Annotated in this window: 17 protein-coding genes; 11 read left to right on the forward strand and 6 right to left on the reverse strand. The window is 64.5% G+C overall.

The annotated features are described in order from the left end of the window. Positions 1–17 precede the first annotated feature (17 nt). Both QCE88_RS02905 and QCE88_RS02910 read left to right on the forward strand, forming a co-directional pair. Positions 18–668, forward strand: coding sequence for a response regulator transcription factor (locus tag QCE88_RS02905; RefSeq protein WP_309899015.1), 651 nt, complete (start codon positions 18–20; stop codon positions 666–668). Positions 669–1,048: 380 nt separating this feature from the next. Then, the gene (locus QCE88_RS02910; protein WP_309899017.1) at positions 1,049–3,808 is read left to right on the forward strand and encodes an ATP-binding protein; all 2,760 of its coding nucleotides are present in this window, start codon (positions 1,049–1,051) and stop codon (positions 3,806–3,808) included. A gap of 41 nt (positions 3,809–3,849) precedes the next feature. Here QCE88_RS02910 and QCE88_RS02915 read toward each other — a convergent pair whose 3' ends face one another. Further along, positions 3,850–4,794, reverse strand: a complete 945-nt coding sequence (locus QCE88_RS02915) for a LysR family transcriptional regulator (RefSeq protein WP_309899019.1) — start codon at positions 4,792–4,794, stop codon at positions 3,850–3,852. Positions 4,795–5,267: 473 nt separating this feature from the next. Between QCE88_RS02915 and QCE88_RS02920 the strand changes: the two genes are divergently transcribed. The 3 genes from QCE88_RS02920 (at position 5,268) to QCE88_RS02930 (ending at position 8,021) form a co-directional block, all read left to right on the forward strand. Further along, a complete protein-coding gene (locus tag QCE88_RS02920) occupies positions 5,268–6,440 on the forward strand; it encodes a porin (protein ID WP_309899021.1) in 1,173 nt (390 codons plus the stop codon). A gap of 197 nt (positions 6,441–6,637) precedes the next feature. Continuing rightward, entirely contained in the window at positions 6,638–7,084 is a 447-nt protein-coding gene (locus QCE88_RS02925) for a CHRD domain-containing protein (RefSeq protein ID WP_309899023.1), read from the forward strand. A 10-nt stretch (positions 7,085–7,094) separates the two neighbouring features. Then, a complete protein-coding gene (locus QCE88_RS02930; protein WP_309899025.1) occupies positions 7,095–8,021 on the forward strand; it encodes an alpha/beta hydrolase in 927 nt (308 codons plus the stop codon). On the opposite strand, the gene QCE88_RS02935 is transcribed toward QCE88_RS02930, so the two are convergent. Continuing rightward, a complete protein-coding gene (locus QCE88_RS02935; protein WP_309899027.1) occupies positions 7,991–8,839 on the reverse strand; it encodes an EcsC family protein in 849 nt (282 codons plus the stop codon). The genes QCE88_RS02930 and QCE88_RS02935 overlap by 31 nt on opposite strands. 110 nt (positions 8,840–8,949) lie before the next feature. On the opposite strand from QCE88_RS02935, the gene QCE88_RS02940 reads away from it, so the two are divergent. Beyond that, positions 8,950–10,545, forward strand: coding sequence for an MFS transporter (locus QCE88_RS02940; protein WP_309899029.1), 1,596 nt, complete (start codon positions 8,950–8,952; stop codon positions 10,543–10,545). Positions 10,546–10,560: 15 nt separating this feature from the next. Then, entirely contained in the window at positions 10,561–11,031 is a 471-nt protein-coding gene (locus tag QCE88_RS02945; RefSeq protein ID WP_309899031.1) for a MarR family transcriptional regulator, read from the forward strand. Here the strand turns inward: QCE88_RS02945 and QCE88_RS02950 are convergent. Beyond that, positions 11,028–12,302 carry an amino acid deaminase gene (locus tag QCE88_RS02950; RefSeq protein ID WP_309899033.1) on the reverse strand — a complete coding sequence of 425 codons (1,275 nt, stop codon included), beginning with the start codon at positions 12,300–12,302 and terminating at the stop codon, positions 11,028–11,030. The genes QCE88_RS02945 and QCE88_RS02950 overlap by 4 nt on opposite strands. A 141-nt stretch (positions 12,303–12,443) precedes the next feature. On the opposite strand from QCE88_RS02950, the gene QCE88_RS02955 reads away from it, so the two are divergent. Genes QCE88_RS02955 through QCE88_RS02965 form a run of 3 tightly spaced genes read left to right on the forward strand, consistent with a single transcriptional unit; the run spans position 12,444 to position 15,221 of the window. Then, the gene (locus tag QCE88_RS02955; protein WP_309899035.1) at positions 12,444–13,331 is read left to right on the forward strand and encodes a MurR/RpiR family transcriptional regulator; all 888 of its coding nucleotides are present in this window, start codon (positions 12,444–12,446) and stop codon (positions 13,329–13,331) included. A 2-nt stretch (positions 13,332–13,333) separates the two neighbouring features. Continuing rightward, the gene (locus QCE88_RS02960) at positions 13,334–14,812 is read left to right on the forward strand and encodes a D-aminoacylase (protein WP_309899037.1); all 1,479 of its coding nucleotides are present in this window, start codon (positions 13,334–13,336) and stop codon (positions 14,810–14,812) included. A gap of 28 nt (positions 14,813–14,840) precedes the next feature. After that, on the forward strand, positions 14,841–15,221 hold the full coding sequence (locus tag QCE88_RS02965; protein ID WP_309830366.1) for a RidA family protein: 381 nt from the start codon (positions 14,841–14,843) through the stop codon (positions 15,219–15,221). A 46-nt stretch (positions 15,222–15,267) separates the two neighbouring features. Here the strand turns inward: QCE88_RS02965 and queF are convergent, their stop codons facing one another. From queF to ilvA, 3 genes are read right to left on the reverse strand one after another with little or no spacing between them, the layout of a single operon-like run. After that, on the reverse strand, positions 15,268–16,092 hold the full coding sequence (queF, locus tag QCE88_RS02970; RefSeq protein ID WP_309899039.1) for an NADPH-dependent 7-cyano-7-deazaguanine reductase QueF: 825 nt from the start codon (positions 16,090–16,092) through the stop codon (positions 15,268–15,270). Then, the gene (locus QCE88_RS02975; RefSeq protein WP_309903353.1) at positions 16,089–16,997 is read right to left on the reverse strand and encodes a 5'-nucleotidase; all 909 of its coding nucleotides are present in this window, start codon (positions 16,995–16,997) and stop codon (positions 16,089–16,091) included. The genes queF and QCE88_RS02975 overlap by 4 nt, the downstream gene beginning before the upstream one ends. A 4-nt stretch (positions 16,998–17,001) precedes the next feature. After that, positions 17,002–18,525 (reverse strand): threonine ammonia-lyase, biosynthetic, encoded by a 1,524-nt coding sequence (ilvA, locus tag QCE88_RS02980; protein WP_309903355.1) that lies wholly within the window; start codon positions 18,523–18,525, stop codon positions 17,002–17,004. A gap of 525 nt (positions 18,526–19,050) precedes the next feature. Here ilvA and QCE88_RS02985 point away from each other — a divergent pair. After that, positions 19,051–23,157 (forward strand): FAD/FMN-binding oxidoreductase, encoded by a 4,107-nt coding sequence (locus tag QCE88_RS02985; RefSeq protein ID WP_309899041.1) that lies wholly within the window; start codon positions 19,051–19,053, stop codon positions 23,155–23,157.

Raw genomic sequence — 23,157 nt, forward strand, 5'->3', positions numbered from 1 at the left:
ACACATCGCTGGAAGCTATGGGAATCACCACGCCGATCCGCGCGATCGTTGCGGACGACCATCCGGTCGTCGTGAAGGGCGTTCAGGCATTTCTCGAACGGGACGGGCAGATCGAGGTCGTCGCAACCGCACAGGACACGCAGGAACTGGCGGAACGACTGGACGCGACCCCATGCGACTACGTGCTCTCGGACATCGGCATGCGCGGCATCGCGGGGGAGAGCAGTTCCATCGGCTTTCTGAAGCATCTCTTCTGGCAGAAGTCACGTCCGAAAGTCATCGTGATGACCATGATTTCGCAACCGCGCATGCTGACGGGGCTCATTCAGCTCGGCGTGGACGGCGTGATCGACAAACGCGACGGGCTGCCGTGCCTGAGTCAGGCCATCGCGATGGCCGCAACGGGCAACTGCTTTCTTTCGCCCGGCATCGAAGCCGCGCTGCGCGGCGTGCCGGTAGCCGTGCCCGCCCGCGCGGGCGTGTTGAGCCGGCGCGAATGGGAGGTCTTCCAGCTGTATGCGCGCGGCCTGCTGGTCCACGAAATCGCCGCGTATTTCGGGCGCAGCCGCAAGACGATCGCGACGCAGAAGCGCAGCGGCATGCGCAAGCTGGGGCTCGAATCCGAAGCGGACCTCATCGCGTTTCTCCGGCAAGTAGGACTGGTCTGAATTTCCTGAGCCATGCCTGCGCGGCGCCTGTCGCACATCCATGCAGCGTGTCATTTGGGAGGGTTCTGATTCGGCGCACAGCGAATACCCGTCAGACTAGAACGGCATTATTCCGACGCCACGCCAACATCGAGCATCGGCGGGAAAGGTGCTTGGCCGGAGCATGAACAAGCCGGCTTGCTTGAGAGAGGATCGAATTGAGAGTGCCGTCAGTGTCGTTTGCCCGTTGTCTGGTGCTCCTGTGTTCATTGACGCCGCTGGCCGGCCATGCCGCGGAGGGTGGCCTGAGCATCACCGACCTGCGTCTGTTGCCTATGCTCATTGGCGTCGTGGCGGTGTTTTTTGTGACTTTGCGTGCGCTCATTCTCCTGCAACGGGAAATGGCAAAGCGCATCGAAACCGAGCAGCGGCTCGGCACCCAGCTCAGCTTCCAGCAAACCATGATGGAAGTCGTGCCGTATCCGCTCGTCGTGAAGGACATGGAGAACCGCTACATCGCGGTAAATCGCGCCTTCGAGCAGGCGCTGGGCGTGCGGCGCGGAGACATTCTCGGGCACACCAGCCTCGAAGTGGCGGCCTGGGGGCATGAACAAAGCCAGGTACTGCACGAACTCACCAGCACCACGCTCGCCACCGGCCAGCGTCAGGAACTGGAGGCGGAGTTTTGCGATAACTCGAATAATCCGCGCTGCGGCCTGTTCTGGACGGGGGCGTTCGCGGCGTCGAACGGCGAATGGGCCGGCGTGATCGGCACCATGATCGACATCACGGACATCCGCAATGCCGAAACGCGCGCGCGCCAGACCGAACGTCGCCTGCATGACGTCACGCGTTCGCTGCCGGCCGTCGTGTTTCAGCTGCGCCGTGCGAGCCGGGGCAAGTACAGTCTTCCGTACATCGACGGCGACACGCGGCAACTCTTAGGTCTGGACGTCGCGGTGCTGGCCGACGAGCCCATTCACGCACTGACCCACGTGCATGCGGAAGACAGTGCGCGTCTGCTCGAAGAGATCGAGATGTCGGCGCGTACGCTCGAACCATTGCATACCGAGTTCCGCTCCACCGTGCAGGGCGTCACGCGCTGGATTCGCGCCGACCTCGTCGCGCACCGCGAGGAAGACGGCGCGGTGGTGTGGAGCGGCTATTGGGCCGATGCCAGCGTGGAGCATGCGCGAGCCGAGGAGCTGGCGCGGGCGCGTGATATCGCCGAGGCCGCCTCGCGTGCCAAGGACGACTTCCTGGCCATGATGAGCCACGAAATCCGCACGCCGATGAACGGCGTGCTGGGGCTCGTCGAGGTGCTGGAAAATACGCCGCTGAATTCAGACCAGTCGCAGATGCTTGGCATGATCCAGGACTCGGCGAGCGCGCTCCTGCACATTCTCGACGACCTGCTCGACTACTCGAAGATCGAGGCGGGACGTCTGTCGATCGAATCCACGCCTATTGATTTGCGCGAGCTCGTGGACAGCGCAGTCGGCCTGCTCGCGACCCGCGCGCATGAGAAAGGCCTGCGGGTGCGCGTGGACGTCGCGCCAGAAGTAGCCGCCGTCCTGCGCGGCGACAGCGTGCGTCTGCGGCAGATTCTCTTCAACCTGATGAGCAACGCCATCAAGTTCACGATCAAGGGCGATGTCTCGCTGCATGTGTACACGGTCGAGCAGAGCGAGACGGAGCAGGTGATCGAGTTGTGCGTGAAGGACACGGGCATCGGCATCGCAGCCGAGGCCCAGGAAAGCCTGTTCGAGCCCTTCGTTCAGGCCGAGACTTCCACCACGCGGCGCTTCGGCGGAACCGGGCTCGGGCTCACCATCTGTAACCGCCTGGTCGAACTGATGGGCGGCACGATGACGCTCAAGAGTGCGGTCGGTGTCGGCACTGCCATGACGGTGCGCCTCACCATGCCGCTCGACACCTTGCGGTATCAGGTCGGAGGGCTGCGCGGCAAGCGTGCGATCGTCGCCATTGACGACGACCGGCTGGCGCAGGCGCTCCTCAACTATGGCGAGGCGCTCGGTCTGCAACTGCAACGCCGCGCGCCGGCGGAGCTCGTGTCGTCCGGGTTCGAAGCATGCAGGAACACGGACATCGTCTTCCTCAGCGACGCGCACAGGACGGCCATGCCCCTGGGCGCCTGCGTGATCCACCTCACCGAGAAACCCAAACCCACCGGCTATCGCATCCTCGACGACGACATTCGTGTGAGTGTGAACCCCCTCTCCTGGCACGGACTCGGCGCGGCATGCGTGGCGGCCTGCACGGGCATGCCGCAAGTCGCTGCGCGTGCCCAGGCGCACGCCGCCCACGCGGTGTTCGGCGGCGTGTCGAAGATGGCGGCGCCAGACCGCGCGGATGCGTTGCGCAGCGGCAAGCTCGTGCTGGTGGCCGAGGATCATCCGGTCAACCAGGAATTGATCCGGCATCAGCTGGCGCTGCTGGGTTTCGCCTGCGACGTCGTGCATGACGGGGTGGAGGCCTGTGCGGCGCTCGCGGACACGCGCTACGGCTTCCTCATCACGGATTGCCACATGCCGAACATGACCGGTTACGAACTGGCGCGCCGGGTGCGGTCGGCGGAGCACGAGACGGTGCACCGCCTGCCGATCCTCGGCATCACGGCCAGCACCGCACCCGACGAGTTGCGACGCTGTCGTGAAGCGGGCATGGACGACTGCCTCGTGAAACCAACGCGGCTGGCCACGCTGCGTGAGCATCTGAATCGCTGGCGTGTTTCGGGAGCCGTGATCACCGAGACACAGATGCTCGCGCCACCGAGCCGCGGCGTCTCGCAGGAAGACAGGGATGAACTGGATCTTGCCGCCATGGCTCAGGTATGGGGCAGTGAAGTCACCGTGCGGGCGCTGCTCGATGCTTTCGCTTCCTCATTCCGCGAAGACCTGCTCGCGCTGCGCAAGCTGCTGTTTCACGGCACGGTCGACGAACTGCGCGACTGGCATCATCGGGTCGTCGGCGCGGCCAGTGTGTTGCAGTATCGGCCGTTGCTCGATGCGCTCGAAGTGTTTCGTCGCGACCTGCCCGCCCAGTCGGCCGAAATCCGGCAACGGGAAGGCCTTGCGCTGATCGAACGATGCGAGCAACTCGTCGAGCGCATTCATACGCAGGGCGCAGCGCTGATCTGATAGCCCCTGTCTGCAACACGGACTGATGCCTCACGGCCACCTCAGGTAGCGGATGGCAACACGCTGTCGCGCTCTTCACCCGATGGCTCATGGCTTCGAAAATAGTCCAGCGCGAAATCGACGAAGGAACGCGTCTTGGCTGAAACGTGACGACGCCCTGGATACACAATCGACACTTCCTTGTCGGCGTCCCTGATTGCGTAGTCCGGCAACAGGCGCAGCAGCGAACCGTCCCGCAAGTCCTGCATGACATGGCTCTCCGGCAGCACGGCGATGCCCATGCCGCACAGCGCCGCCTGTCGCAGCATGTGCATGCTGTTCACCGTGTAAGTCGGATCGAGCGCGAGACTTTCCACGGCGCCGGAGGGACCGGAAAACGACCAGTTCGAACCATGAATGTCCGCGGACGGCGCAAGGAACGCGTGCCGGCTCAGTGCGGCGGGCCGGTCCGGAACGCCGCTCGTGTTCAGATAAGCGGGCGAGGCCACCAGCGTTGCCCCGATCCTGAACAACGGCCGGTTGATCAGCATGCCGCTGTTGACCTGATGTGCGGTGACGATGCCGACGTCGAAACCCTCGGCGACGAGATCCACCGGACGATGCAGCAGCGTGAGCCGAAGCTTGACGCCTGGAAAACGCTTGTGGAAAAGCCCGAGCATCGGCGTGAGACCGAGCAGGGCGAACGAGGCCGATGCCACGAGCTTGAGCGTGCCTGACGGATCGACGGAACTGCTCGTCACCGAAGCCTCGACACCCTCTACTTGCTCGATGACCGCGCGGCATCCTTCTGCGTAGAGACGGCCAGCCTCGGTCAGGGACACGCTGCGCGTGGTCCGGTTCAACAGACGCGTATTCAGATGCGTTTCCAGTAACGAAACATAACGGGTGACCACGGCATTGGAGAGATCCAGCGCGGCGGCGGCGCGTCCGAACGATTCGGTTTCCGCGACCTTCGAGAAAACGCGCATGGCGTGAAGAAGATTCATGACAGGAAGAACAGGCGGTCGAATGCGGAGGGAACGCGGAATCAACGCAAAACAAACGCGATGATGGATGCGGCTCCGCGCGTACCGGCGTGATAAGCGTGCGCGATGTTAAGAGCGTGATTCAGCGCAAGGCAATCGGATCAATCCGAAGCTATGACGGTGTCTCCATACAACCACTGCGCGACCACTGTCGCATGCGCGCAACTTCAAACCCTCGGACTGCCGTGGCGTTTCAGACCACGCCTTGGATAAGTGCGCGCAACCCAAGGGTTTTCCCATATCGAAAATAAGTTATTCGAATTATTCAAAAAGCCTTTTGCGATTCCTTTGCCGGCTTCTCAAAAAAAGCGGGCCATAAACTTTGCCGTGCCGAATTTCGGACAGAGGCTAAGCGAGCAAGGTGTTGGTCCGCTCGACCAGCGTTCAGCCGAAGCAACCCATCGGGTCCGCAGGACTCACTCAAAGGAACACGCATGAAAAAGAATCTCATCGGAGCGGCCGTGGCGGCCATCGCTGCATCTTTTGCGACGGCAGCGAGCGCGCAAAGCAGCGTCACGCTGTACGGTGTGCTCGACGTGGGCATGACCTTCGTGAACAACGTTGCCACCGGCTCGCCGGCCGGCCAGCCGCAGAAGGGAAGCTTCCGCGGTCTCACCAGCGGCAACCTGCAGGAAAGCCGTTGGGGTCTGCGCGGTTCTGAAGATCTGGGCGGCGGCATGAAGGCCATCTTCACGGTGGAAAGCGGCTTCAGCGTCAACAACGGCCAGTCCAACGACAGCGGTGCAACGTTCGGCCGCCAGGCATGGGTCGGGATGCAGTCGGGCTTCGGTACCGTCACGTTCGGCAAGCAGTTCGACTCCGTCGTCGACTACCTCGGACCGCTGAGCGCGGCAGGCACGTGGGGCGGTACGTATTTCGGTCACGTCGGCGGCAACGACAACCTGAACAGCGACTTCAGCATCGCCAACTCCATCAAGTACCAGAGCCTGAACTACGCGGGCCTGACGTTCAGCGGTCTCTATGGCTTCTCGAACAACGCCAACGGCTTCGCCGACAACCGGGCCTACAGCTTCGGCGCCGGCTACACGAATGGTCCGCTGAAGCTCGGCGCGGCCTACATGCAGGCCAACGGCGTGAACTCCACGACCAACGGCGCGGTGACGGGCGAACAGTTCACCAACACGTTCGGCTTCGGTCCTGCCACGGGTCAGCGTCAGCGCACGTTCGGCGCGGGCGCTGCGTACTCGATCGAGGCCATGACCTTCGGCGGCCTGTGGACGCAAAGCCGTCTGGACAACACGGCGCTGGAAAGCGGTTCGGTGGTCATCAACAACTACGAAGTGAACGGCCGCTATCTGCTGACGCCGGCGCTCGCGCTCGGCGCGGCCTATACGTTCTCGACGGCCAAGGCCAGCGGCTACGGCAAGAGCACGGACACGGTCAAGTACCATCAGTTCGGCATCCAGCTCGACTACGCGCTGTCCAAGCGTACGGACTTCCACGTCGAAGGCGTGGCGCAGATCGGCTCGGGCGGCGGGGAAGGCTTCTACCCGACGGCGTCGATCGCCAACTACAACAACGCGTTCGGCGCGTCGTCGAGCAGCCGTCAGGTGCTCGTGAACACGGGCATCCGCCATCGCTTCTGATAACCGCACGAAGTAACGCGGCGCGCTGCGAGCGCAGCGCATGATCAAAGGGCACCTCGGGTGCCTTTTGTTTTGCTTGTGCGCTGCTCCGCGTGGCCACCTGCGCCGTCAAGCGGAATTGCACTACCATGGCATGCACCGGGCGCAGGACCGCGGGTCATCGATGCGCCTCTCGGGTCGTCACCAGGAGCGCAAACATGATTTCGACATGCCGATCCCCTCTCCGCTGGACCGCCGCATGGGCGCTGATGTTCCTGGCATCGGGCGCGGCCCATGCCGATGCTGTCGCGCTGAAAGCCAACCTGCAACCCTCGAGCGAAGTTCCGCCGCGCGTGAGCAAGGGCCATGGCACGCTCGACGCGACCTTCGACACCGACACGCACGTCCTCGCCTGGACCGCGACCTATGCGGAGCTGTCCGGCCCCGCAACGATGGCGCATTTTCATGGTCCGGCGCCCGTCGGCCAGAACGCCAAGGTGCAGGTGCCGGTCGACAAGAAATCGCTTGCCAGTCCCATGAAGGGCCAGGCGACGCTCAACGAGCAACAGGTCGCGGACCTGATGTCCGGCCAGTGGTACTTCAACATTCACACGCAGGAGAATCCGACCGGCGAGATACGCGGTCAGGTCATGCCGTCGAACTGAGCGCGCGCCGATGAGCTGGCAGCGCGCGCTGGCCTGCTGGGCGTTGCGCACGCGTATCCGTCCGCATACCGCGCAGCCGGAACTCGACGTCGAACGGGCCCGGGCCTATGCGTCGCGTCGAGTGTGGACGCCGCGTGTGCCGAAGGGCTGGCGGCTCATGGTTCGCGCGTCCGGTGACGAATGGCTCACGAACGAGACGCACCCGCCGCGGACCATCCTCTATCTTCACGGCGGCGGTTATTACTTCTGCTCGCCGCGCAGTCATCGTGCGATTACCTTCAGGCTGGCGGCGCAGGCACACGCCAGTGTCCTGTCGCTCGACTACCGGCTGGCGCCTGAGCATTGCTTTCCTGCCGCCGTGGACGACAGCGTCGCGGCGTATCGGCGCTTGCTCGACGATGGCACGCCCCCGCATTCGATTGCCCTCGCCGGCGACTCGGCGGGCGGCGGCCTGGCGCTCGCGACCTTGCTCGCGTTGCGTGACGCCGGCACGCCGCTTCCGGCAGCGGCGGTGCTGTTTTCTCCGTGGACGGATCTGACCTGCGGCGGTGCGTCGATGCAGACAAACGAAGGCCGCGATCCGATGTATCACGCGGCGGTGTTTCCGCGCGTGGCCGCGCAGTATCTCGGCGGCGCCGATGCGCGCCATCCGTATGCGTCGCCGCTGTTCGGCGAGTTCGCGGGCCTGCCGCCGCTGCTGCTTCAGGTCGGCGACACGGAACTGCTGCTGGATGACTCGACGCGCGTCGCCGGGCGGGCGCGCGCTGCAGGCGTCGAAGTCCGACTGGATGTCTGGCGCAACGTGCCGCACATCTTTCAGATCTGGGCGCCGTTCATGCCCGAGGCCAGCGAGGCGCTGGCCCGCGCGGCGGCGTTCATCGAAGAGATGACGTCCTCACGCGCCGCTCATCGGCTGCCGATCACCTCGATGGTCTGATATGCGCGCTCGACAGCCGACCCGCCATATCGGCGTTCCAGCCTGCGCACGGTGAAATGCCCGTGCGCCATCTGCTGGAAGTGATCGATGAACACGGTATTGACCATGGCGCCGAGCACCGCCCCGATCGCCGGGATCGACTTGGCGGCCACTTGCTCGCTGACCTGCACCGAAAACCGCGACGCGATGGTCTGCAGGAACTTGAGGAGCGCCGTGGAGCCGTGGCTGCCCAGGCCCTTCGCCGCAATCTCGCTGGTCGCGCGCGACACCGACTGCGCCAGCGCGCTGCGCACGATGAAGTAGCCGAGATCGGCGTTGTCGTCGCTGGCTTTCGTGCCGCCCATGCCCAGCACCATCAGACATTGCAGTTGCGTTTCGACGCGTTGCAGGTCTTCGCCCTCGCTGCGCGCGATGTCGCAGATCGAGCGGAACATCAACGTCGTCGTGACCGGCAGTTCCACGGGCAGCGCAAACAGGCCGAACGCGCCGCCCGCGGCACCGGTCGTCGCGACGGCGAGCTTGTGCATCAGGTTGTGCGGCTTGTCGGGCGGCGGCGCGAGTAGCGAGCCGGAGGGCGCGCTCTTGCTGATCGTCCGCAGCGCCAGTTGCAGGCACTTCCGGAGCGCGAGCTGGGTCGCTTCGTCGACTTTTTCCTGCGCGGCCCCCGGCAGGCGTCCGAGCAGCTTCTCGATCGGCGCGCCGACGACGCTCGCCAGTTTCATGGTCAGTGACGGACTCTCCAGCAGCTCCTTGGCGCGGGACAGGGCAGCGAAATCGTCGGTGGAGAGCGGGGAGGTGATGATCGGCGTCGGTTCCATTGGGATGTGTTCGGTACGTAGCGTAAGCCGTAGAGTGCCACGCGAATGAGCAGATCACAGCGTGCTATGATTGCCTTTCCATTGACTAGTCAATCGTTGCGCTCTCAAAGATGGCCGTACATACCGCCGCGCATCACTCCAGCGGACAGGTTCTGCCTTTCCGCGAATCGCTCATGGCGATGCTGGGCGTCTCTTTCGTCACCATGCTGGTGGCGCTCGATCAAACCGTGGTGGGCACCGCGCTGCCGACCATCGTCGCCGAACTCAAGGGCTTCGACCTCTACGCCTGGGTTGCCACCTCCTACTTGCTGACCTCCGTCATCACGGTGCCGATCTTCGGACGGCTCGGTGACTATTACGGGCGCAAGCCGTTCGTGATTGCATCGATCGTGGTGTTCACCATCGCCTCGGTGCTGTGCGGGCTCGCCAACAGCATGATGTTCCTGGTGCTCGCGCGCGGCTTGCAGGGGATAGGCGGCGGCATGCTGGTGGGCACCGCGTTCGCCTGTATCGCCGATCTGTTTCCGGACAACGTCGTGCGCCTGCGCTGGCAGGTGCTGATGAGCTCGGCGTTCGGCATCGCCAATGCGGTCGGGCCGTCGCTCGGCGGCTTCCTCACGCAGTACTACGGCTGGCGCTCGGTGTTCTACGTCAATCTGCCGGTGGGCGTGATCTCGCTGTTCTTCGTGTGGCGCTTTCTGCCGCATCTGCGTCACGTCGCTCACCAGGGCAAGATGCGGCTCGACTGGCCCGGTGCGCTGCTGATCGCCGCGTCGCTGGGTGCGCTGCAACTGTTCGTCGAGATGTTGCCCAAACACGGCTTCGGCGTCGTAACGGCGGGCTTGCTCGTCGTCAGCATCGCGGCGGGCTTCGGCTTGTGGCGCTGGGAAAAGCGCTGCGACTACGCGATCCTGCCGGTCGACATGTTCCGCAACCCGGCGCTCGCCGCGCTCTTCACGCTGGCGATTCTCGGCGGCTTCACGATGTTCTCGCTGCTGTTCTACGCGCCGCTGCTGTTCCAGGGCGGCTTCGGCATGTCGCCGAAGGACGCGGGCGTGATGATCACGCCGCTCGTGGTGTTCATCACGATAGGCAGCATTGTGAACGGACGCATCGTGACGCGGCTGAAGAACGCCAACCTGATGCTGTATGCCGGCTTCTCGCTGCTGGCGCTGTCGTGTCTGGGCGTCGTCGTGGCGACGCACAACATGCCGCGTTCGATGTTGCTGGTGGTCATGCTGCTCGGCGGCCTGGGCCTCGGCTTCGTAATGCCGAACCTCACCGTGTTCGCCCAGCAGACGGCCGGGCGCGCGCATCTCGGCATCGCGACCGCGCTGCTGCAATCACTGCGCATGATCGGCGGGATGATCGGCACGGCGCTCACCGGTACGCTCGTGAGCCAGCTGTACGCGAGCGGCGTGAACCTCGCGCTCGACAAGGCACACGCGCTGCGCTGGGCCAGCGATCTCTCGGATCCGCAGATCCTCATCAATCAGGACGGGCAACAGGCGCTGCTCGCGCAACTGGCCGCCGCAGGCCACGACGGCGCGATGCTGCTCGAGTCCGCGCGCGAGTCGCTGGTGGCGGCGATTCACATCGGGCTGGCGCTGGCGGCGCTGATCGCGGTGGTGTCGGTATGGCAGTCCCGGCGCGTTCCTCCGGTGCGCCTGAAAGGGCCGCAGGAACCGGTCATCCTCGCCGAGTGAGCAAGGAATCCCAGCATGAACGAACAAGACCGTATTGCCGTGATTCAACAGTTCGGACGCACCTATCGGGCGTTCATGTCGGCGTTCGAGACGGCCGTCGGTCAGCCGATGCCCCGCTGGCGCATCCTGCTCGCACTGCACGAGCATGCGGGCGTGCTGTCGCAGAAGAAGCTCGTCGAGCACCTCAAGGTGGATCCCGGCGCATTGACGCGGCAGCTGAAAACCCTCGAAGGCCTCGGCTGGATCATGCGCAGCGTCGATGCGCGCGACAATCGCGTGTCGAATGTCGCGTTGACGGCGCAAGGCCGTGCGATCGCGAAAGAAGGTCTGCCGCGCCGCAACGCGTTCCTGCATGACACGATGGCGTCGCTGCCCGACGAGGCCATCGAGGCGCTGTCGAGCGCGCTGCACATGTTCGAGGGACGCATCCAGGACGTGGCGGCCGCCAGTGCGTTGCAGGCGGCCGCGCTCGAGGCAAAGGCCTAAAAGAACGTCTCGATCACTTCGGTGACGCGATACTTCGGATCGACGACGAGAATCTGACGCCACTTGTCGAAGGTCAGACAGGGGTGCGAGATGTCGAACGCGATCATGTCGCCGACTTTCAGATCGTCGCCCGGACGGATACGCAGATACGCGTGCTGGTCCATCAAGCCAAAAATCTCCCCGCCTTCGTCGGCCGCGATGTCACGCGGCGCGTCGTTGCCCGGACGATAGTGCTTTGCCGGTTCCGGCATGCCCGCGTCGAAAGCGGAATCGCGCTTGCCGAGCCCGATGATCGCGCGGTCCGGCTCCGGAATCGACTGCACATACGCCCACAGTTGCAGCGCCGGCTTCAATCCCTGGCCCATTTTTTTGGCGATCGGATTGCGCGCGAAAATCTCGTTCTGGGCCTTCTTGTAGATGCCGACATCGTGCGTCAGATAGCAGCCCGGACGCAGCACGACTTCGATGGCATCGCTATGGGCCTTGGCGAATTCATCGGCGACCACGTCGTACCATGCGGATCCTGCGCCGGAGAGGATCGCCGGCTGGCGCGCGATCTTGCCATCGGCGATCAAGGCGCGCGTGACATCGACGGCACTCTTCAGGAACTCGCGCACCCGTTCTTCGTCCTGCAGCACGCCTTCATACAACTCGATGCCCGCCAGTTCGATCGTGCCCGGCCAGCGCGCGATGGCGGCGAGCACGGCGTCGCGCTGGGCGTCGTCGCGCACGCCGGTGCGCCCGCCCGGCACGCCGAGTTCGATCAGCACATTGAGCTTCTTGCGCACCGAGCTGAAGAATTCGCCGAGCTGATCGACGCCGTCGGCTGAATCCACCAGGCAGAAGAATTCGAAGTTCGGATCGGTGAGCAACTCGGCGATCATGCCCATGTTGCGTTTTCCGACGAGCTGGTTCGCCATCAGCACGCGATGCACGCCGCCGCGGTACGCCGCGCGCACCTGATGCGCAGTGGCCAGCGTGATGCCCCACGCGCCGGTTTCAAGCTGACGGCGGAAGAGTTGCGGCGCCATGGTCGTCTTGCCGTGCGGCGCGAGCTTCACGCCGTATTCGCCGACAAACGCCTGCATCCACTTCAGGTTGTGTTCGATGCGATCCGCATACAGCACGGCGGCGGGCAGGCTGACATCTTCCTCGAGCAGGTTCCATTGCAGACGCGCCGCGTCCTGCAACTGGATGCCCGTGCCCGGCACCATGCCGAGACCCTTGCCGAACGGATCGATCGCCGGGCTTTGATAGTTTGTAACTTTCATGTGCTGCTGCTCCATCGTCCGTTTAAATGGAATCGGGCGCCGTCTCTCGCGCTCCGAGGTTGACGCTAGGATGGTAACCAAAGTAGCATCCGGGATGGAAATGTTATTTAGTAACATCATCGCGGGTCAGCCGCATACGTCATGAACGGTCCGTCCCATTCCATCGATATCGACATCGTCGCACGCATTGCGGAGCGCGCGCCCGAACTGCGTGACGCGGAACGCAAGGTGGCGGCGCTGATTCTCGACGACATCGTGACCGCGTCGCGCGCGAGCATTGGCGCGCTGGCGGACAAGGCGGCGGTGAGCATCGCGACTGTCACGCGTTTCGCGAAGGCGGTCGGCTGCGAGGACGTGCGCGAATTGAAGCTGCGGCTCGCGCAGGCGGCGGGTGTCGGCCAGCGCTTCCTGACGCGCGACGCCGACGCCGTGCCCGCTTCGCTGGCGGCGCGCATTTTCGAGGAAGTGCAGAGCACGCTCGCGCAAAACCAGGGCGCGCTCGCGGCCGCGCCGGTGGCCGAGGCGGCGGACGCGCTCGCCCATGCCGCGATGATCTACGTGTTCGGCATGGGCGGCGGCTCGACCGCGCTCGCCGATGAAATGCGCTTTCGTCTCGTGCGGCTCGGCCGGCCGGTGGCGTCGTATCAGGACGGCCTGCTGCAACGGATGGTGGCGTCGACCTTGTCGAAGGAACACGTCGTGGTCGCGCTCTCGGTGACCGGGCAGACGCCGGAGATGGTCGAAAGCTGCCGGCTCGCGAAGCAGTACGGCGCGCGCGTGATCGCGCTGACCGCGCCGGCATCGCCGCTGGGCGTGCTGGCCGACTGGCTGATCCCGGTCATCGCGATGGAAAGCGACTTCATCTACAAGCCGTCGTCGTCGCGCTACGCGATGATGATGGCGCTGGACCTGCTCGTCACCGAACTGGCCGTCAAGCAGGCCGACACCAGCCGCGAACTGCTGCGCCGCATGAAGCATGCGCTCGACGCGCATCGCGGCGGCGGCGAGCGTCAACCCTTGGGAGACTGATCATGGAACAGGCCGATACGCTGATCGTCGGCGCGCGCGTGATCGACGGCACGGGTGCGCCCGCCGTGGCGCGCGATGTCGCGGTGCGCGACGGTCGCATCGTCGCGATCACGGCGCCTGGCGGCTTGTCCGGCAGGCGTGCCGACGACACTTTCGATGCCGAGGGCAAGGTGCTTGCGCCCGGCTTCATCGACGTTCATACGCACGACGACACTCACGTGATCCGGGCGCCGCAGATGATGCCGAAGATCACCCAGGGCGTGACGACGGTGATCGTCGGCAATTGCGGGATCAGCGCGTCGCCGGTGACGCTGAAGGGCGCGCCGCCCGATCCGATGAATTTGCTCGGCGATGCCGCCGCGTTCCAGTATCCGACCTTTGCGGATTACGTTTCGGCCGTGAACGAGGCGCGCCCGGCGGTGAACGTCGGCGCGCTGATCGGCCATACGGCGCTGCGCAGCAATCACATGGACCGGCTCGATCGCGCCGCCACCGGCGACGAAATCGCCGGCATGCGCGCGCAACTCGAAGAGGCGCTGGCGCACGGCGCGCTCGGTCTGTCGAGCGGTCTGGCCTACGGTTCGGCGTTCAGCGCGCCGCCCGAGGAAGTGCAGGCGCTCGCCGAGCCGCTGGCGCAAGCAGGCGCGCTCTACACGACGCACATGCGCACCGAGTTCGACGCGATTCTCGATGCAATGGACGAGGCTTATCGGGTCGGGCGTCATGCGCGCGTGCCGGTGGTGATTTCGCATCTGAAGTGCGCGGGGCCGTCGAACTGGGGGCGCAGCACGGAAGTGCTGAAGTCGATCGACACCACGCGCGCGGGACAGCCGGTGGCGTGCGATTGCTATCCGTACAACCGCAGTTCGTCGACGCTGGACCTCAAGCAGGTCACGGGCGACATCGACATCACGATCACCTGGTCCACGCCGCATCCGGAGATGGCGGGCAAGCTGATCCGGGAAGTGGCCGACGCGTGGCAGGTGACGCAGCAGGAAGCCGCGAAGCGTTTGCAGCCGGCGGGCGCGGTGTATCACAACATGTTGGAAGACGACGTGCGGCGCATCCTGTCGCATCCCGCGACGATGGTCGGCTCGGACGGCTTGCCGAACGATCCGTTGCCGCATCCGCGTCTGTGGGGCGCGTTTCCGCGTGTGCTCGGGCACTATGCGCGCGACACGGCGCTGATGCCGCTCGAGGAAGCGGTGCGCAAGATGACGAGTCTTACGGCGCGGCGCTTCGGCCTGACGGAGCGCGGTGAAGTGAAGGTCGGCCATCACGCGGATCTGGTGGTGTTCGATGCCGAGCGCGTGCGCGATGCCGCGACTTTTGCGCAGCCGCAGCAGGCTGCGGACGGCATCGACGCGGTGTGGGTGAATGGGGTGCTGACGTATCGCGAGCGGGCCGTGACCGGCGCGCGCGCGGGACATTTCGTTGCGCGCGGCTCGGCATCGAAGCTCGATGCGCACGGTGCGTTCTAAGACTGTTTTTGAATCAAGGAGTGAAGCGATGAAGCGTTATGGCGTGGAAGGCGGCAAGGGACAAGGCGGCGCGCATATGCCGTTCGCACGCGCGGTGGAGGCCGATGGCTGGCTGTTCGTGTCGGGCCAGACGCCGATGGAAAACGGCGAGGTGATCAACGGCGGTATCGTCGAGCAAACGCACAAGGCGATTCAGAACGTGCTCGCGATCCTGCAGGAAGCGGGCTACGGCACGGAGCACGTGGTGCGTTGCGGCGTGTGGCTGGATGATCCGCGCGATTTCGCGTCGTTCAACAAGGTGTTCAAGGAGTATTTCGGCGCGAACCCGCCGGCGCGGGCGTGTGTCGTGTCGTCGATGGTGATCGACTGCAAGGTCGAGGTGGATTGCGTGGCTTATAAGAAGGCGTAAGACCCGCGCAGCTCTGGTTCATGTGAAGCAGAGCTGCCTGCAAGCTTCACTGCCGCGCCAACCGCGCATTATCCGGCATCGGCAGATTGAAATTCGTGCGAAACGGGTTGATATCCAGCCCCCCACGCCGTGTATAACGCGCATACACCGCGAGCCGTTCCGGCTTGCACTCCCGCATGATGTCCATGAAGATGCGTTCGACGCATTGCTCATGAAACCCCGTATGCTCGCGATACGACACGATGTAGCGCAGCAATCCCGCGTGATCGATCTGCGAGCCGTAATAGCGGATCTGCACGCTGCCCCAGTCCGGCTGGCCCGTGACCGGACAATTCGATTTCAACAAATTCGAAAACAGCGTCTCGTCGACGGGCGTCTCACCCTGCGCCGCGCTCAGCAATGACGGGTCAGGCGAGTACACGTTGCAATCGAGATCGAGCCGATCAAGCGACAGCCCTTCGAACTCTTCCATCACGAGCTTGCCGAAATCCGCGGGCGCGGCAAGCTGCACGGACACGGTCGCGCCGCAGATCGCGGACACGTCGCGCTTGATGGCGGCGCGCACGTCGTCGATGGAATCGAACGGCGTCTGCGAGAACGATCCCAGATACAGCTTGAACGACTTCGACTCCACGATGTTCGGCGAATCCGCCGGCACGAAGAACGTCGCGACCGCGATCTGCGGCTTGCCGTTCCGGTTCAGCCACGAGAGCTCGTAGGCGTTCCAGATATCGGTGCCGAAGAACGGCAGCCGTGCAGGCACGCCGATCCCATCGCGCGCACGCTTGCGGTCGATCGCGAACAGCAGCGACGCATCGTACTGTTCGGTGTAGTGGACGGGCTTGCCGAGCGGAGATTGTTCGGGTGTCATGTGGCGTTCGCTATGCCGCTGAGAACGTGCCCTGTCGCCGTGACGACGCGGGCCGATTCGCAATGGCGAATTTGATCGTCGAAGAAAAAGTCGGGCTCGAATTCACGCAGGAACTCGCCCTTGTCGAGGCCGCCCAGGAACATCGCTTCGTCGATTTCGATGTCCCAGGCCATCAGCGTCCGGATCGCGCGCTCGTGTGCAGGCGCGGAGCGGGCGGTGACGAGCGCGGTGCGGATGTGCATCGGCCCGCTGCCGTGCTCGTCCGCGATGTGCTGCAGTTTGTTGAGCGCCGCCAGCAGCGGCTTTAGCGGGCCGCCGGGCAGCGGTTGTTCGCGCTTGGTGGTTTCATGCCCGACGAACGCCGTGAGGCCGTCGCTCTGGAAAACGCGCTCGGCTTCGTCGGAGAACAGCACGGCGTCGCCGTCGAAGGCAATGCGGATCTCGTCGGCATAACGGCTCGCGGCGCTCGGCGTTTCCGGCAGCACGCGCGCGGCCGGAAAACCGGCGGCCAACGCGGCGCGCACGTCATCCGGATTCGCCGACAGAAACAGCGACGCCCGCAACGGCTTCAGGTACGCAAATGGCGATCGCCCGCGCGTGAAGACGCCGCGCTCGATCGCCAGGCCATGCTCCTTGCACGAGCGAAACGCGCGCAGGCCGCTGATGGGATCGCTACGAGACAGGATCACCACCTCGACACGTTGTTCCTGTGTATTGAGCGCGAGCAGCTTGCGAATCAGGCTGAATGCGACACCGGGTTTCGCGGGCGTATCGAGCCGCGAGCGCTGCAAGGCCTCATAACGCGCGAGCTCGCCGGTTTCGAACACGCGGTTCTCCTCCTCGAAATCGAACAGCGCGCGCGACGAAATCGCGACGACGAGCTTGTCTTCGAGCGTGAAGGCGATGTTGTCAGCCAAGGAACAGCCGGTACACCGGATTCGCGCCTTCGTCCCACCACGGATAGCCGAGCGTCGCGAGGAAGCGCTCGAACTCCGCGTTGTCCGTCTGCGGCACCTGGATGCCGACCAGAATCGAGCTGGTGTCCGCGCCCTGGTTACGGTAATGGAACAGGCTGATGTTCCAGTCCGGCGCCATCGACGACAGGAATTTCATCAGCGCGCCCGGCCGTTCCGGGAATTCGAAGCGCAACAGGCGTTCGTCGCGCGCGAGCGGCGAGCGGCCACCCACCATGTAGCGGATGTGCTGCTTCGAGAGTTCATCGTGCGAAAGATCCACCGTCGCGAAACCATGTTCGACGAAGGCGGTCATCATCTGCGCCGTTTCCTTGCGCGACTTGATCTGCACGCCGACGAAGATATGCGCAGCTTTCTCATCCGCGATGCGATAGTTGAACTCGGTCACGCTGCGGGTGCCGACCAGTTCGCAGAAGCGCCGGAAGCTGCCGCGCTCCTCGGGAATCGTCACGGCGAACACCGCTTCGCGCGCTTCGCCCACTTCCGCGCGTTCCGCGACGAAGCGCATGCGGTCGAAGTTCATGTTCGCGCCCGAGGTCACCGCGATCAGCGTCTTGCCCTCGATGCCTTCGCGCTCCGCATACAGCTTCGCGCCCGCCACCGCGAGCGAGCCCGCCGGTTCGAGCACCGAGCGCGTGTCCTGGAACACGTCCTTGATGGCGGCGCAGAGAGCGTCGGTGTCGACGGTGATGATGTCATCGAGCAGTTCCCGGCACAGCCGGAAGGTTTCCTCGCCGACCAGCTTTACCGCAGTGCCGTCCGAGAACAGCCCGACTTCGTTCAACGTGATGCGCTCGCCGGCCTTGACCGATTTCGCCATCGCGCAGGAATCCTCGGTCTGCACGCCGATCACCTTGATCTCCGGACGCACCGCCTTGACGTAGGCCGCCACGCCCGCCGCCAGCCCGCCGCCGCCGATCGGGCAGAAGATCGCGTGAATCGGCCCCTGATGCTGGCGCAGGATTTCCATCGCGACGGTGCCTTGCCCGGCGATCACGTCCGGATCGTCGAACGGATGCACGAAGGTCAGGCCGCGTTCTTCCTGAAGCTGCACGGCGCGCGTGTAGGCGTCGCTGTACGATTCGCCCGCCAGCACGACTTCGACCGTCGGGCCGCCATGCGTGCGGATCGCGTCGATCTTGACCTGCGGCGTCGTGGTCGGCACCGCGATCAGCGCGCGGCAGCCGAGCCGCGCCGCCGAAAGCGCCACGCCCTGCGCGTGATTGCCCGCCGAGGCCGTAATCACGCCGCGCGCGAGTTCGTCGGCCGACAGGTTCGCCATCTTGTTATAGGCGCCGCGAATCTTGAAGGAGAACACCGGCTGGTTGTCCTCGCGCTTCAGGAACACGGAGTTGCGCAGGCGCGCCGACAGATTGCGCGCCGGTTCGAGCTCGCTTTCCCGCGCAACGTCGTACACGCGCGCGGTCAGCACTTTCTTCAGGTAGTCGGGATGTGTCATGCGGAGAATCGTCACGCGGCACGCATGCGCGCGGGTTTTGAGGGCGAAAGCATCCATGATAGCGCCTGTCTTGCCTCTCGCTGCCCCCACCTGTGTTTCAACCGTCCGGACGGTCGTGCAAAAAAGCGTCGAAAATGCCATGAACGCGTCGCGAATGTACTAGCAAAAAGCCCTTCCGCCTGCTAGCGCCCGGCAACGCGGGTCATCATGATGGGTTAGAATTTCCTTTTACGTATCAGCAATCAGGATCGGCAGATGCACCGGCAGCTTCGGATCGATTTTCTGGCGCATGTCCCCCGCGCGTCGCACGCGGCGGCCGAGCGGCATGCGCGTCACGCGCGATCGTGGCGTTGATCCCGGGCACACCGAAGGCGTCGTGATGACGTCCGCTTCGCAGCATGTTGCGCAGGGCGGTTCCGGCGGCCTTCGCCAAGATAAGTCTCACTCGAAAATTTGCGCCCCCACGCGCATCGTCGGCGTTTCCGCTTTGAAGAGCGCGCCCGCCGGCACACCGAACCGTCGAACATGAACGCACCTCAAGCCTTCGATCCGAACGGCGCCCATGCCGCCTTGGCGCTCGATACTGAACCCCGTCTGCGCGAAATTCCCTATAACTACACGTCGTTTTCCGATCGTGAAATCGTCATGCGGCTCCTGGGCGACGAAGCCTGGGCCGTCCTCGACGAACTCCGTAACGAGCGCCGCACCGGCCGCTCGGCGCGCATGCTCTACGAAGTGCTCGGCGATATCTGGGTCGTGCGCCGCAATCCGTACCTTCAGGACGACCTGCTCGACAACCCGAAGCGCCGCGGCATGCTGGTCGACGCGCTGAATCACCGTCTCGCCGAAATCGAGAAGCGCCGCAGCGCGGACCTGTCCGCTCACCATGACGAAGCCGGCAGCCAGGAACGCGCCGGGCGCGTGCAGTTGCTCGTGGCGGCAGCGCGCCGCGCCGTCGATGATTTCGCCGCCGAATTCGCCCGCATGGCCGACCTGCGCCGCCGCGCGTCGCGCGTGCTGGGCCGGCAGACGCAGAAGGACAACATCAAGTTCGACGGTCTGTCGCGCGTCGCGCACGTCACCGACGCCACCGACTGGCGCGTCGAGTATCCGTTCGTCGTGCTCACGCCGGACACCGAAGCCGAGATCGCCGGGCTCATCAAGGCGTGCTTCGAACTCGGGCTCACGGTGATTCCGCGCGGCGGCGGCACCGGCTACACCGGCGGCGCGATTCCGCTGACGCCGTTCTCGGCCGTCATCAACACGGAGAAGCTCGAACAGCTCGGGCCGGTCGAGATGACGAGCCTGCCGGGCGTCGAGCACAAGGTCGCGACCATCTTCTCGGGCGCGGGCGTGGTCACGCGGCGCGTGACCGAAGCGGCGGAACAGGCGGGCTTCGTGTTCGCGGTCGATCCCACTTCGCTCGACGCGTCCTGCGTCGGCGGCAATGTGGCGATGAACGCGGGCGGCAAGAAGGCCGTGTTGTGGGGCACGGCACTGGACAACCTCGCGTGGTGGCGCATGGTCGATCCGGAAGGCAACTGGCTCGAAGTCACGCGCCTGGATCACAACTGCGGCAAGATCCACGACATCGAAGTGGCGCGTTTCCGGCTCGACTGGTTCGACGGCAACCGCGCGCCGGGCGAGAAGCTGATCCGCACGGAGAACCTCGACATCGCCGGCCGCACGTTCCGCAAGGAAGGACTCGGCAAGGACGTCACGGATAAATTCCTGGCCGGCCTGCCCGGCGTGCAGAAGGAAGGCTGCGACGGTCTCATCACGTCGGCGCGCTGGATCCTGCACAAGATGCCCGCGCACACGCGCACCGTCTGCCTCGAATTCTTCGGTCAGGCGCGCGATGCGATTCCGAGCATCGTCGAGATCAAGGACTATCTGTTCGAAACGTCGAAGCAGGGCGGCGCGATCCTCGCCGGCCTCGAGCATCTGGATGAACGGTATCTGCGCGCGGTCGGCTATGCCACCAAGAGCAAGCGCAACGCGTTCCCGAAGATGGTGCTGATCGGCGACATCGTCGGCGACGACGCCGATGCCGTAGCCGCCGCCACGTCGGAAGTCGTGCGCATGGCGAACGGCAAGAGCGGCGAAGGCTTCGTTGCGGTCAACGCCGAGGCGCGCAAGCGCTTCTGGCTGGACCGCTCGCGCACGGCCGCCATCGCCAAGCATACGAACGCGTTCAAGATCAACGAAGACGTCGTGATTCCGCTCAATCGCATGGGCGAGTACACGGACGGCATCGAGCGCATCAACATCGAGCTGTCGATCAAGAACAAGCTGCAACTCGTCGATGCGCTCGAAGCGTTCTTCCGCACCGGCAAGCTGCCGCTCGGCAAGACCGACGACGCCAACGAGATCCCCAGCGCCGAGTTGCTGGAAGACCGCGTGCAGCAGGCGCTGGATCTGCTCAAGCGCGTGCGCGAGCGCTGGACTTTCGTCGGCGCGCAGCTCGACATGCCGCTGCGCGAGGCCCAGCACCACTTGCTTCAGGTCGGCTACGAGGCGCTCGCGGAGAAGTTCGCGGATCGCGTCGATGTGCAGCCGGACGCCAACGTGTTCCACGTCGCGCAGGACCGCACGGTGCGCATCTCGTGGAAGCAGGAGATCCGGGCGGAACTGCGCCAGATCTTCAACGGCGGCGAATTCAAGCCGATCCTCGACGAAGCGCAGGCCATCCACAAGCAAGTGCTGCGCGGCCGCGTGTTCGTCGCGCTGCACATGCACGCCGGCGACGGCAACGTGCACACCAATATTCCGGTCAACTCCGACAACTACGCGATGCTGCAGGACGCGCATCACGCGGTGGCGCGCATCATGAAGCTGGCGCGTTCGCTCGATGGTGTGATCTCCGGTGAGCACGGTATCGGCATTACGAAGCTGGAGTTTCTGACGGAAGAGGAAATCGGCGATTTTCGCGCCTACAAGCAGCGCGTCGATCCGCATGGCCGCTTCAACAAGGGCAAGCTGTTCGACGGCGCCGATCTGCGCAACGCCTACACGCCGTCGTTCGGGCTGATGGGTTATGAGTCGCTCATCATGCAGCAGTCGGATATCGGCGCGATTTCCGAGTCCATCAAGGACTGCCTGCGCTGCGGCAAGTGCAAGCCGGTCTGCGCGACCCACGTGCCGCGCGCGAACCTGCTCTACAGCCCGCGCAACAAGATTCTCGCTACCTCGCTGCTGGTCGAGGCGTTCCTGTATGAAGAGCAGACGCGCCGCGGCGTGTCGATCAAGCACTGGGACGAGTTCAACGACGTCGCCGATCACTGCACCGTCTGCCACAAGTGCGTGACGCCGTGCCCGGTGAAGATCGACTTCGGCGACGTGACCATGAACATGCGCAACCTGCTGCGCAAGATGGGCAAGAAGAAGTTCAACGCGGGCAATGCGGCGGGCATGTTCTTCCTGAACGCGACCAATCCGCAGACCATCAATCTCGCGCGCACCGCGATGATGGGCGTCGGCTACAAGGCGCAGCGTCTCGGCAACGACGTGCTGAAGAAGTTCGTCAGGAAGCAGACGGCGAAGCCGCCGGCAACCGTCGGCAAGCCGCCGGTCGTCACGCAGGTGATCCACTTCGTCAACAAGAAGATGCCGGGCAACCTGCCGAAGAAGACCGCGCGCGCGTTGCTGGATATCGAGGACAACAAGATCGTTCCGATCATCCGCAATCCGCAGACAACGACCGTCGATACGGAAGCGGTGTTCTACTTCCCGGGTTGCGGCTCGGAGCGGCTGTTTTCACAGGTCGGGCTCGCCACGCAGGCCATGTTGTGGGAAGCGGGCGTGCAGACCGTGCTGCCGCCGGGCTATCTGTGCTGCGGCTATCCGCAGCGCGGTTCCGGCCAATTCGACAAGGCCGAGAAGATCGTCACCGACAACCGCGTGCTGTTCCACCGCGTCGCGAATACGCTGAACTATCTCGACATCAAGACCGTGGTGGTGTCGTGCGGCACCTGCTACGACCAGCTCGCGGGCTATGAATTCGAGAAGATCTTCCCGGGCTGCCGGATCATCGACATTCACGAGTTCCTGCTCGAGAAGAACATCAGGCTCGATGGCGTCAGCGGCACGCGCTACATGTATCACGACCCGTGTCACTCGCCGATCAAGACCATGGATCCCGTCAAGCTGGTCAATCAGCTGATGGGTTCGGAGAAGGACGGCTACAAGATCGAGAAGAACGACCGCTGCTGCGGCGAGTCGGGCACGCTCGCGGTGACGCGGCCGGACATCTCCACGCAGGTGCGCTTCCGCAAGGAAGAGGAAATCCGCAAGGGCGCGGCCAAGCTGCGCGGCATTCCGCTCGTCGCGGAAGCGGGCGCGAACGCGATCAACATCGCGAATGCGTCAGCGGGGTCCGCCGGCGCGCAGCCCGGCTCCGTGCTCAAGGCCGGTGACGGCCCGCAGCCGGTCAACGGCGCTGTGCCGCAGGACGTCAAGATCCTGACGAGCTGCCCGTCGTGCCTGCAAGGTTTGTCGCGCTACAACGAGGACGCCAACGTCGAGGCGGACTATATCGTCGTGGAAATCGCACGCAAGGTGCTCGGCGAGAACTGGATGGAGCAGTACGTCGAACGCGCGAACAATGGCGGTATCGAGCGCGTGCTGGTGTAA

Source organism: Caballeronia sp. LZ035 (genome assembly GCF_031451175.1).
Taxonomy (GTDB): domain Bacteria; phylum Pseudomonadota; class Gammaproteobacteria; order Burkholderiales; family Burkholderiaceae; genus Caballeronia.